The sequence below is a fragment of the Shewanella sp. genome, from assembly GCF_041630135.1.
GTDB lineage: Bacteria > Pseudomonadota > Gammaproteobacteria > Enterobacterales > Shewanellaceae > Shewanella.
Genome location: NZ_JBFKLW010000020.1, coordinates 50,092 through 62,467, shown reverse-complemented (window position 1 = coordinate 62,467; position 12,376 = coordinate 50,092). Strand labels below are relative to the sequence as shown.

General features: G+C 55.3%; 9 protein-coding genes. 8 read left to right on the top strand and 1 reads right to left on the bottom strand.

Annotated features, from left to right (window positions below):
- The 4 genes from ABYK60_RS07690 to ABYK60_RS07675 form a co-directional block, all read left to right on the top strand.
- A partial coding sequence (locus ABYK60_RS07690; RefSeq protein ID WP_372871386.1) for a sugar MFS transporter occupies positions 1 to 1,200 on the top strand: 1,200 nt, incomplete at its 5' end.
- The gene (locus ABYK60_RS07685) at positions 1,197 to 3,776 is read left to right on the top strand and encodes an exo 1,3/1,4-beta-D-glucan glucohydrolase (RefSeq protein WP_372871385.1); all 2,580 of its coding nucleotides are present in this window, start codon (positions 1,197 to 1,199) and stop codon (positions 3,774 to 3,776) included. The genes ABYK60_RS07690 and ABYK60_RS07685, both read left to right, overlap by 4 nt.
- A gap of 65 nt (positions 3,777 to 3,841) precedes the next feature.
- Positions 3,842 to 4,771: a fructokinase gene (gene mak, locus ABYK60_RS07680; protein ID WP_372871390.1), complete on the top strand. Its 930-nt coding sequence runs from the start codon at positions 3,842 to 3,844 to the stop codon at positions 4,769 to 4,771.
- 289 nt (positions 4,772 to 5,060) lie between these two features.
- Entirely contained in the window at positions 5,061 to 5,945 is an 885-nt protein-coding gene (locus ABYK60_RS07675; RefSeq protein ID WP_372871389.1) for a DMT family transporter, read from the top strand.
- A 37-nt stretch (positions 5,946 to 5,982) separates the two neighbouring features.
- Here the strand turns inward: ABYK60_RS07675 and ABYK60_RS07670 are convergent, their stop codons facing one another.
- On the bottom strand, positions 5,983 to 6,486 hold the full coding sequence (locus ABYK60_RS07670; protein ID WP_372871384.1) for a glycine cleavage system protein R: 504 nt from the start codon (positions 6,484 to 6,486) through the stop codon (positions 5,983 to 5,985).
- A 213-nt stretch (positions 6,487 to 6,699) separates the two neighbouring features.
- Here ABYK60_RS07670 and ABYK60_RS07665 point away from each other — a divergent pair, with 213 nt between their 5' ends.
- Genes ABYK60_RS07665 through phoU form a run of 4 tightly spaced genes read left to right on the top strand, consistent with a single transcriptional unit; the run spans position 6,700 to position 12,241 of the window.
- Positions 6,700 to 8,949 carry an ABC transporter permease subunit gene (locus ABYK60_RS07665; RefSeq protein WP_372871383.1) on the top strand — a complete coding sequence of 750 codons (2,250 nt, stop codon included), beginning with the start codon at positions 6,700 to 6,702 and terminating at the stop codon, positions 8,947 to 8,949.
- Between the two features lie 51 nt (positions 8,950 to 9,000).
- Positions 9,001 to 10,653 (top strand): phosphate ABC transporter permease PstA, encoded by a 1,653-nt coding sequence (gene pstA, locus ABYK60_RS07660; protein ID WP_372871382.1) that lies wholly within the window; start codon positions 9,001 to 9,003, stop codon positions 10,651 to 10,653.
- A 35-nt stretch (positions 10,654 to 10,688) separates the two neighbouring features.
- The gene (gene pstB, locus ABYK60_RS07655) at positions 10,689 to 11,507 is read left to right on the top strand and encodes a phosphate ABC transporter ATP-binding protein PstB (protein ID WP_372871381.1); all 819 of its coding nucleotides are present in this window, start codon (positions 10,689 to 10,691) and stop codon (positions 11,505 to 11,507) included.
- A 23-nt stretch (positions 11,508 to 11,530) separates the two neighbouring features.
- The gene (gene phoU / locus ABYK60_RS07650; RefSeq protein WP_372871380.1) at positions 11,531 to 12,241 is read left to right on the top strand and encodes a phosphate signaling complex protein PhoU; all 711 of its coding nucleotides are present in this window, start codon (positions 11,531 to 11,533) and stop codon (positions 12,239 to 12,241) included.
- Positions 12,242 to 12,376: the final 135 nt, after the last annotated feature.

Below are 12,376 nucleotides of genomic sequence, written 5' to 3'. Positions count from 1 at the left end.
TTTGCACTGGCATCACTGACCACCTTGTTTTTTATGTGGGGTTTCATTACCTGCCTTAACGATATTTTGATCCCGCATTTAAAGGCGGTGTTCAATCTCAGTTATGCCCAGGCAATGCTTATTCAGTTCTGCTTTTTTGGTGCCTATTTTCTGGTGTCTGTGCCAGCGGGGGCGCTGGTAAAGCGTCTGGGGTATCAAAAGGGCATAGTGGTGGGGCTGCTTACTGCCGCCCTTGGCTGTGGTCTGTTTTATCCCGCGGCGGTGTCGGCCACTTACGGCGTGTTTTTGGGTGCATTGTTTGTACTTGCCAGCGGTATTACCGTGCTGCAGGTGGCGGCCAACCCTTACGTGACCGCCCTTGGTCCGGTGAAAACCGCTTCAAGCCGTTTGACCCTGACTCAGGCCTTCAACTCTCTGGGTACCACCATAGCGCCGGCTTTTGGCTCGGTGCTGATTTTGTCGGTGGCGGCGGGCGTATCTGCCGAGGCAGAGGCCGAAGCGGTGAAATTGCCTTATTTGATGCTGTGCGGCGCGCTGGTGGTATTGGCGATAGTGTTTGCACTGCTGAAATTGCCCCACATTCAGGGCCAGGAAGATGAGACCCTTTCAGGTGACGACGCCATTAAGGCGGTATCAGCCCTCAGTCATCGTCATCTGGTGCTGGGTGCCATAGGGATATTCGTTTACGTGGGCGGTGAAGTGGCCATTGGCAGCTTTTTGGTGAACTTTTTGGGTGAATCCCATGTGGCGGGCATGGCCGAGGCCGATGCGGCCCATTACATCGCCTTTTACTGGGGTGGTGCCATGGTGGGGCGTTTTATTGGTGCCGCCGTGATGCAAAAAGTGGATGCCGGCAAGGTGCTGGGCTTCAATGCCACCATGGCGGCCCTGCTGGTACTGGTTGCCATGAACAGCAGCGGCGCTTTGGCCATGTGGGCAATTCTGGCGGTGGGGCTGTTTAACTCGATTATGTTTCCGACCATTTTCAGTCTGGCGCTGAAAAATTTGGGTGCGGCCACGGCTCAGGGCAGCGGTATTCTGTGTCTGGCCATTGTGGGTGGCGCCCTGGTGCCGCTGCTGCAGGGGCTTCTGGCTGATTCTGTTGGCTTGTCTGCCTCATTTATTCTGCCGGTGCTCTGCTACGGCTACATCCTCTTTTATGGCCTGAAGGGCTCTGTACCCCGGGAGGCTGGTCAATGAAGTTTGCGTTATCCAACACCACGCTAGCCCTTGCCTGTGTCCTTGGCGGCGTCATGTCAGGCAAGGTGAGCACAGCAGAATCGTCATCGCTGAACGAGCGGGATGTTAATCGCTGGCCAGGGGCCGTTTACCATACCCCAATTCAGGCGGATGTTGAGGCAAAGGTTCATAAGCTGCTGGCCGCAATGACACTTGAGCAAAAAGTGGCGCAAATTATCCAACCGGAAATTCGCGACTTTGGCGTTGAGGATATGCGTCGTTATGGCTTTGGCTCCTTCCTCAATGGTGGCGGTTCATTCCCCGGTAATAACAACAGGGCAAAAGCGGCCGATTGGGTGGCGCTGGCCGACCAGATGTACCACGCCGCCATGGATGACAGTATCGATGGTATCGCCATTCCGCCCATGTGGGGCACAGATGCCGTTCACGGTCATGGCAATGTGTTTGGCGCCACCTTGTTCCCCCATAACATTGGCTTGGGTGCAACGCAAAACTCCCAGCTGATTAAAGCCATCGCGGCGGCCACGGCCAAAGAAGTGCGCGCAACCGGGATCGACTGGGTGTTTGCGCCTACCGTCGCTCTGGTGGATAACCTGCGCTGGGGTCGCACTTATGAAGGCTATGCCCGGGATCCTGAGCTGATTGAACGCTACGCCGAGGCCTTTGTCGATGGCATGCAGGGCGAGGGCAAAAGCTGGCTGGGTGACGATTACACTCTGGCCACTGCCAAACACTTTATCGGCGATGGCGGCACTGAGAATGGTGACGATCGCGGTGACACCAGGGTAGATGAAAACACCCTGATAGCCCGCCATGGTCAGGGTTACGTGGGTGCACTGGGTCATGGCGTGCAAACCGTGATGGCCTCTTTTAACAGTTGGAACGGCGAAAAGCTCCACGGCAGCAAATACCTGCTCACCGATGTGCTCAAAGAGCGCATGGGGTTCGATGGGGTGGTGGTTGGTGATTGGCTCGGCCATGGCTTTGTACCGGGCTGCAGTTACGAGCACTGCGCTGAAGCCGTGAATGCCGGGGTGGACATACTGATGGCGCCGGGGGACAGCTGGAAAGCACTGTACGTCAATACCATCGCGGATGTGAAATCCGGGGGCTTGCCGCTTTCCCGTCTTGATGATGCGGTGAAGCGTGTGTTGCGGGTAAAGCTGCGTGCGGGTCTGTTTGATAACAAGGCGCCGTCAGCGAACCCCTATGCCGGTAAACAGGAATGGATAGGCCATCCGGAGCACCGCGCCATTGCCCGTCAGGCGGTTGCCGAGTCTTTGGTGCTGCTCAAAAACAACCGTCCAGCCAATGGTGTGCGCCCTGTGCTGCCCATTGCCGCCAATGCCAGGGTATTGTTAGTGGGCGAAGGCGCTGACAGCATTCCACAGCAGTCAGGTGGTTGGAGCATGACCTGGCAGGGGACCGAAGTCACCAATGCGGACTTCCCCGGCGCCACCAGTATTTTTGCCGGCATCAAGGCAGCGCTGAACGCCGCTGGTGGTGATGCGCTCCTGAGCTCCGATGGCACTGTCCCCGTGGGATTCAAACCCGATGTGGTGATAGCCGTCTATGGTGAGCAACCCTACGCCGAAGGCAACGGCGATTTGGATAACCTCGAGTATCAGCGCGGTGACAAGCGTTCTCTGGCCATGCTCAGCGCACTGAAGGCAACTGGATTACCCCTGGTGTCCGTGGTCTTGTCCGGCAGACCGCTGTGGATGAACCCTGAAATCAACCTATCGGATGCCTTTGTGGCCGCCTGGCTGCCCGGCAGCGAAGGCGCGGGTGTGGCAGATGTGCTGATTGGCGATAAAAACGCTCAGCCCCGAGCCGATTTCAAGGGGCGCATGCCATTCCCATGGCCCGCCACTCCGGCAGCCGATGGGCTTGTGTCTGATACAGGCAGTGCAGGGCAAGGCCAGTCCAAGCCCCTGTTCAGCCTCTGGCAGGGTTTTGATTATCGCACTGACGCCACGCTTGCGACTCTCAGTGAGGACAATGGCAGCTCGGAGGCAGACAACCGACTGGCGATTTTCGATAAAGCCATCAAGGCGCCCTGGCATTTGGCGGTAGGAGACAATAAGGGATTGCACCGTGTTGGTCCCGGTCTTTGGCAGCAGGGTCCATGGGCCGTGCGCAGTGTGAATCGCATTGTGCAGGAAGATGCCCGCCGGTTTGAGTTCGGCGCCGCCGGTACCCTCAGCTTCCGTGATGATTTCACTCTGGATTTGCGCCGTTTTGCACCTGACTCATCAATGCTTTCTTTCGATATTGCCCTGGCAGCTTTGCCCGGAAAGTTGCAACTGTCGATGGCCTGTGAAGGTGGCTGTCGTCAAGCCGTGGAGTTGTCCGGGCAGTTAAAAGCCGATGGTCAGTGGCAGCGTGTTGAAGTGCCGCTATCATGTTTCGGGGTAACGGCTGATGAGCTGGCACGCACTTTCAGCCCCATGACCATGTCACTTCCCCAGGGGGGCACCCTGACGCTGGCAAATGTCAGCCTCGAAGGAATGGTTCAACGGGATGCGTCTGCCAAGGCAGTGGAATGTGGACTGCCGCCGGTCAGCGACAAATGACAGCACTGAGCATGGCCGCGACATGCCGCGCTGAGATGAAACACACCATCAACATGGAGAATGAGATGTATCGCTCTGGGATTGATTTGGGCGGCACCAAGATTGAATTGGTGACCTTGAATGAAAAGGGGGAGGAGGTATTTCGCAAGCGTGTACCTACGCCCAAGGACTACCGAGCGACCCTCGAGGCGGTTGCTGGCCTGGTGCATGACTCTGAGAAGGAAACCGGACAGGTGTCCAGCATCGGGATTGGCATTCCCGGTGTGGTGTCTGCGGTCACCGGCAGGGTAAAGAACTCCAATGCCGTGTGGCTGAATGGACAGCCGATGGATAAGGATCTCGGTGCCATGCTGAGCCGGGAGGTGCGTATCGCCAACGATGCCAATTGCTTTGCAGTGTCTGAGTCTGTGGATGGTGGCGGCGCCGGTAAAACCCTGGTATTTGGAGCCATTCTGGGCACCGGCTGCGGCGCCGGTATTGCGATTAACCACAAGGTACATGGCGGTGGCAACGGCATTGGCGGTGAATGGGGCCATAACCCGCTGCCGTGGATGACGGCAGATGAGTTTAACTCCACCCGCTGCTTCTGCGGCAACGCCGATTGCATCGAAACCTTTGTTTCGGGCACAGGCTTTGTGCGGGACTTTCGTGCCCACGGTGGCGAGGCGGCAAGCGGCATTGAAATTGTGGCGCTGATGGGCAAGGGCGATCCCTTGGCTGAAGCCGCCTTTGGCCGCTTTATCGACCGTCTGGCCAGAGCGCTGGCGCACGTTATCAATCTGCTCGACCCGGACGTGATAGTCCTTGGCGGCGGCGTGTCCAATATCGATGAGATTTACGAGTATCTGCCCGCCCTGCTGCCCAAGTATGTGCTGGGCGGCGAGTGTGGCACCAAGGTGGTGAAAAACCATCATGGCGCGTCCTCTGGGGTACGGGGTGCGGCCTGGCTGTGGGCTCCCGGTGAGCAAGCCGCATTGCCTGAACTGAGTTTATAACTCGTTTTCAGCCCGGGCAGTGAACACCAGTGTGCGTTGGACGCCCGGGCACAGATGTTGATATATCGGGTTATGAGGTTTTGAAAGCCGGCTGCGGCCGGCGTTGTGTTTGTGTCTGCCTTGCCTCATGGATGAGGCGCTTTTGTGCTTGTCCTTTAAGGCGCCCCGGCTTATCGCCGATAAGGGCGCCGTTTTTTATTCTGCACATGACGTTGTAAATCGCTTGCTGGCTCGGCAGAATAGCCGCTCGCTGTTGGCTTTGTATATTGGGGGAAGTGTGGCCAATTTGATGTTGTTGCTGGCTGCGGCCATTTGGGGCTTTGGCTTTGTGGCGCAGCGCCTTGGGATGGACCATCTTGAACCGTTTGCTTTTAATGGTCTGCGCTTTGTGATTGGGGCGCTGAGTCTGCTGCCGCTGATTTGGATTATGAAACGTCAGAGCCGGCTCAAAGGGTTTTCTGATAAAGATTTTTTACGTAGAGCCTGTATTGGCGCTCTGGGCTGCGGTGGCATTTTGTTTATTGCCGCCTCCTTTCAGCAGGTCGGTCTGCTGCACACCACGGCGGCCAATGCCGGCTTTATTACCGGGCTTTATATCGTGTTGGTGCCAGTACTTGGCTTGGCGCTGAAACACAGCACTGGCCTTAATACCTGGCTTGGCTGCGCAGTAGCCGTCGTGGGGCTGTTTTTTTTGAGCGTGGGCGATGATTTCAGTATCTCCTATGGTGACGGCTTACAGCTGATTGGCGCACTGTTCTGGGCCATGCATATTTTGGCGGTAGATCATTTTGCTGCCCGCGTTGCCCCCGTGGTACTGGCCTTTGGTCAGTTTCTGGTGTGTGCGCTGGCGAGCTTTGGGGTGTCTTTGGTGCTTGAAACCACCACGGTGGCAGGTATTCAGGCGGCCTGGGCTGCGCTTGCTTATGCCGGTTTGGTGTCGGTAGGGGTGGCGTACACGCTGCAGGTGCTGGCACAAAAACATGCCCACCCAGCCCACGCGGCCATTATTTTGAGTCTGGAAACCGTGTTTGCTGCCGTTGGCGGTATGATGTTTCTGGATGAAAGTCTGTCTGGGCGGGCGCTGTTTGGCTGTGGCCTGATGTTGTTTGGTATGTTGATAAGCCAGGTGCCGCTGAGGTATCTGGTTAAGTCACGCCATCAGAAAGCGGCGTAAATGCCGCTTTCTGATGGCGCCTGCTTAAGTCAGCGCATTAATCGTTGATTATCTGATCCAGCAGTACATCGTCCCCAATCAAATACAGGGATTCCGCCAGCAGCTCCTGCTTGCTGAGCTCCTCCAGTCCCAGTACAAAGGTTGCCCTGAACAAGGGCACACCTGTGTGGCTAGCGCTTTCAAGCTGGGTCGAAAAATGTTCAATGTTAATGCCAAGGGCATTGATTTTGTTAGAAATATCGAGTACCAATCCGGGCCTGTCGTAGGCGACCAGAGTGTAGCTGCGTTTGTGCGCCGGTCGCTTGGCTGCGCGGGTACTGGCGTGTGTCAGGGTAAGGCCTTCGATGTATTCAAGATTTTCAATCAGGCCATCCCAGTTATCCGATGGAATTTCCAGCACTATAATGGCAGCGAAGATGCCGTCGATATGGCGCAGCTCTGAATCCAGCCAGTTGCCGCCATGTCGGCTCACTGCATGGGCGATCTGTTCCACCAATCCGGTTCTGTCCGGTGCCTGCAGGGTGATGAGGTATCTCAACATCGCTCGCTTACTCCTTGTGTTTGCTACAAAATATGTTTTTCACAGAGTGCATTTATTTACTGCGTTAATGGGTGTGGCGTAACACAACTGTCATATAGGCGTCATATACTACGCCTATCCCAAGTTGGCTATGGCCCGGATTATTAATAGTTAGCACAGGCTAACGGGCATGCCCAGCGAAAAGAGCTCAGGCCAATCAATCAGAGGTTATGAATGGAAATTCAGGTCACTAAGCCTGAAACGTCTGCCAGTATTCTGGCAGGCCGGGGCACAGGGCGACGCGCCCTCAAGGACAAGGCAACAGCTATCGGCGTCAGTGTCGGCGGTGTGATGGTATTCGTTGCGCTGTTATTGATCTTCTTTTACCTGCTTTATGTGATTAAGCCTATTTTTGATGGCGCATCGGTAAGCAAACGCACCTCTGTTGACTATTCCCCAGCCACTGCGCCTGCACTTATGGTGGGTAGCGACGAGCAGAATGAATTGTTGTATCGGGTGGCAACCGATGGTGTGGTGGCATTTTACCGTGCATCGGGTGAACAGGCTGAGCTGATTGCTCCACAATTGCCCGATGGTGTTGAAGTTGTCAGCTCCGCCGCATCGGTGCCCAATGAGCAAAGCTTTGCATTGGGATTGTCAAACGGTGAGTTGCAGCTGTATCGGGTAGAGTTCGGTGTCAGTTACCCTGATAACCAGCGGGTGATCACCCCCCGACTGCGTCGTCTGAGCGAGGATGGTGAGTTACTTATCAGCCAGACAGGTACCGCTATCTCCCAGTTTACTTTCGGCCGGACCAATAAGCAGTTGACAGTGGCTTTTAGGGCTCAGGGAAGCTGGCAACTTACCCGCCTCGAAGGGGAAGAGAATCTGCTGACTGAAGAAATTGAATGGAGCAGCAGCAGTGCTTCGCTGCCGGATGCGCCATCTCAGGTTGAGCAGCAGTTGATGACGCCGGATCAACGCCAGTTGATGTTGCGCTCCGGCAACAAGATTTTTGTGTACGACATCCGCGATGCCGAAGAGCCTTCGCTGATGCAGGTGATTGATGCAGGACGCGCTAAAAGCCGTCTGACCGGTGTTTCACTGCTTTCGGGCGCAAGTTCACTGCTGCTGGCCTACGATAACGGCGAGATGGTGCAGTATTTCCAGGTCAGCAGTGATAAAGGCCGTTTGTACCGTGAAATTCGTGACTTCAAAGGATTAGGGCAGATAGCTGCCGTTGGCACTGAGTTCTATCGTAAAAGCTTTGCCACTGTGACCGATGACGGCCGCCTGACATTGCTGTACACCACCAGTGAGCGTGAACTGTTAAGCGAACAGTTTGATATTGCCAAACCGCAGGCATTGGGTTTCAGCCCCCGCTCCAATGCTTTGGTAGTGGACTCAGGTAACAAGCTGCATCTTTTGGCCGTGGACAATGCCCACCCGGAGGTAAGCTGGAGCGCGCTGTGGAGCAAGGTGTGGTACGAAGGCTATCCAGAGCCGCAGTTTGTGTGGCAGTCCACTTCAGGCTCCGACGACTTTGAAGCCAAACTCAGCCTGATGCCGCTGGCGTTTGGCACCATGAAGGCGGCACTCTATGCCATGCTGTTTGCGGTACCTTTGGCCATTGCCGGGGCCATCTACACCGCTTACTTCATGTCGCCGAAGGTTCGCAGCGTTGTGAAACCTACCATCGAAATCATGGAGGCGTTGCCGACCGTGATCCTGGGTTTTCTCGCCGGCCTTTGGCTTGCCCCGTTGATTGAAGAGCATCTGCCCGGCATTCTGGTGCTGCTGATTTTGCTGCCGGTATCGATTCTGCTGAGCGCTTTTGGCTGGAGTAAGCTGCCGGGCCGCTGGAAGCAGCGCCTGCCAGAAACCTACCAGGAGCTGATGTTGCTGCCGGTGCTCTGTGTGGTTGGTTATGTTTCATTTGCTATCAGCCCGACACTGGAGGTGCTGTTCTTCCATGGTGACACCCGCCAGTTTATTACCAATGAGCTTGGTATTACCTTTGACCAACGTAATGCGCTGGTGGTGGGTATTGCCATGGGCTTTGCGGTTATCCCGACTATTTTCTCCATTGCCGAAGACGCTATTTTCTCTGTGCCGCGGCATCTGTCAAACGGCAGTCTGGCACTGGGGGCAACCCAGTGGCAAACCCTGACCCGCGTGGTGCTTCTGACCGCCAGCCCGGGCATTTTCTCTGCCATCATGATGGGGCTTGGCCGCGCCGTAGGTGAAACCATGATTGTGCTGATGGCAACCGGTAATACCGGCATCATGGAATGGAGTGTATTTGAAGGTATGCGTACTTTGGCCGCCAATATTGCGGTGGAAATGCCTGAATCGGCCATTGGCAGCAGCCACTACCGGGTACTGTTCCTCGCCGCCTTTGTGCTTTTTATATTTACCTTTATTTTCAACACGGTGGCTGAGGTTGTGCGTCAGCGACTGCGTGAACGTTACAGCTCGCTGTAAGCAGGAATGAATTCAAGATGGAAAGCGTAGATTTTATTTGGGGACAGCACTATGGGTAAGTGGATTAAATCGGGTTCCCCCTGGATTTGGATGACGGGTGGCGCGGTGAGCCTGAGTCTTATCGCTGTGTTGGGGTTGCTGCTGCTGATTGCCTGGCGTGGTCTGTCCTACTTCTGGCCTGCTGATGTTTATCAGTGGCAACTGCGGGATGCCAAAGGGGTTGAATCCACTCTGATTGGTGAAATTTACGACCGTGAAGAAGTGCCGACCGAGCGTCTTATCACCGCCGGTGTTGAGTTTGCCGAACATCCCGGCGAGTTTGTCACCCGCTATCTGATAAAAACCGGTAACCGTGAGTTTGTGGGGCTGGATTTCCGCTGGGTGCTGGCAACTGACATTGTCTCCCGCAGCACGCCTGAAGGACTTGTCAAACTGGAGCGCAGCAAAAACGGTAACTTTTATGGTTATCCGGTTGCCGTGATTGAAGATGGTAAGCGTCTGGAGCTGACCGATGTACAGCACTCGCTGGAAGAGCATATCGAGCGCGCAGTTGAAATCAGTGACCGCGCCATGGCGTTGCAAAAGCATGACATTGGCGCAATTAACTATGAGCTTGAGCGTCTGCGCCTTAAAGAACGTCGTGCAGAGCTGAAGGGCGAGTTAACCGATAGCCGACAGCAAGAGTTTGCCGCTATCCGCAATAAGCTTGATGCTGATTATCTCGTGCTTGAAAAAGAGCTGTTTGCCCTGCGTGATGAGGCCGGACGGGACAGCGTGATTGTGCGTGATATGCGCGGTGAGGAAGTGGTTCTGCGCCTCGACAGTGTACTGGACGTGACTTATGCCAACCGTCTTGGTTTTGTTGGTAAAGTTGCACACTGGTTCAGCGGTGTGGCTAACTTTATCAGCGCCGATCCCCGTGAGGCCAATACTGAGGGTGGTGTGTTCCCGGCGATTTTCGGTACCGTGTTTATGGTGCTGTTGATGGCCGTGATTGTGACCCCATTCGGTGTGATTGCCGCCATTTATATGCACGAATATGCCAAGAAGGGCCCGCTGACCAAGATGATCCGCATCGCGGTGATTAACCTGGCCGGTGTGCCATCCATTGTTTACGGCGTATTTGGTCTGGGCTTCTTTGTGTATATGCTGGGGGGCTCCATCGACCAGCTGTTCTATCCAGAGGCGTTACCATCGCCAACCTTTGGCTCACCCGGGGTGATTTGGTCGGCGCTGACGCTTGCCATCCTGACGCTGCCGGTGGTGATTGTGTCTACCGAGGAAGGCCTGTCACGTATCCCAAGTGCTGTGCGTCAGGGCAGTCTGGCGCTGGGTGCCACCAAGGCCGAAACCCTGTGGCGCATTGTTATTCCAATGGCAAGCCCCGCCATTATGACCGGTCTTATCCTTGCGGTTGCCCGCGCCGCCGGTGAAGTGGCGCCTTTGATGCTGGTGGGGGTGGTGAAACTTGCGCCAACGCTGCCCATAGATATGAACTTCCCCTTTGTGCACCTGGACCGCAAGTTCATGCACCTGGGCTTCCATATTTACGACGTGGGCTTCCAGAGCCCCAACGTGGAAGCGGCGCGCCCGCTGGTGTATGCCACTTCCTTCCTGCTGGTGTCTGTGATTGTGGCGCTTAACCTGACCGCCATCAGTGTACGTAACCACCTGCGTGAAAAATACCGCTCACTTGAGCATTGATAATCCGGCGATTATCCTGAAAATTGGTACAGAATATGATTTCGATAGACAGTTCAGTTATGAAAACCGAAGCCCTGGATCTGCAAAATCTGCCTGCGTCGGAAACGGCTCTGGAGATCCACAACCTGAATTTGCACTACGGCAGCAAGCAGGCACTGTTTGATGTGTCGATGAAAATCCCCAAAAAGCGGGTGACGGCCTTTATCGGCCCCAGCGGCTGTGGTAAATCGACCCTGCTGCGCTGCATCAACCGCATGAACGATCTGGTGGATAACTGCCATATCAGCGGTGAAATCCGCTTGCATGGACAGAATATTTACGACAAAGCCGTGGATGTGGCGGCACTGCGCCGTAACGTCGGCATGGTGTTTCAGCGCCCCAATCCGTTCCCCAAGTCCATTTATGAGAACGTGGTGTATGGCCTGCGCCTGCAGGGTATCAACAATCGCCGCGAGCTGGATGAGGCCTGTGAGCGCTCTTTGCGTGGCGCTGCCATTTGGGATGAAGTGAAAGACCGGCTGCACGATAACGCTTTTGGTCTGTCCGGTGGTCAGCAGCAGCGTCTGGTGATTGCCCGCGCCATTGCCATTGAGCCGGAAGTGCTGCTGCTGGATGAACCCACCTCGGCGCTGGACCCGATTTCCACGCTCACCATCGAGGAACTCATCACCGAGCTTAAGACCAAGTACACAGTAGTGATTGTTACCCACAACATGCAACAGGCTGCGCGGGTATCAGATCAGACCGCCTTTATGTATATGGGTGAACTGGTGGAATACGCTGATACCAATACCATCTTTACCACGCCGTCCCAGCGTAAGACGGAAGACTATATCACCGGCCGTTACGGTTAACAGCAAGAGGCAGCTGAATTCTCATGGATAAACTGAGTACCAATAAGCACATTTCCGGCCAGTTCAATGCCGAGCTGGACGATATCCGTAACCGCGTTCTGGCCATGGGCGGGCTGGTGGAGCGTCAGTTGGAGCAGGCGCTGGATGCACTTGGTGCCCTGGATGCAGAGCTTGCCAAGCGAGTGATTGATGGTGACCACAAGGTCAACGGCATGGAAGTGGCTATCGACGAAGAGTGCACCCGCATTATCGCCAAGCGTCAGCCTGCGGCGAGCGACTTGCGGCTGATTATTGCCATTTCCAAGACCATTGCTGATCTCGAGCGCATTGGTGATGCCTGTGTGCGTATTGCCAAGGCGGCGCTGGAAAAGCGCAACAACAACCAGCAGCCGCTGCTGGTGAGCATTGAGTCGATGGGCCGCCACGCCACGCGGATGCTGCATGCCACTTTGGATGCGCTGGCGCGGATGGACGTGGAGTCGGCGCTGGAGCTGCACCGTGAAGATGCGCGTCTCGATAAAGAATACGAAGGCATTATCCGTCAGCTGATGACCTATATGATGGAAGATCCACGCTCCATTCCCGGCGTGCTCGATGTGCTTTGGGCTGCCCGCGCCGTGGAGCGGGTAGGGGATCGCTGTAAGAACATCTGTGAATACATCATTTACTATGTGAAAGGTAAAGATGTGCGCCATACCTCCTATGAGGAAATGGAAAAAGATGTCCATCGTTGATGTCCATTTTTGCTGAAACGGGGCCAGCTGGCCCCGTTTCAGTTATGGCGCCACAAAATAAAGCTGCATTACCCAAATCGCAGGCTTAAGCGACTGTGCTAACATACCCGGCCATGTGTCCGGTTCATCAATTTA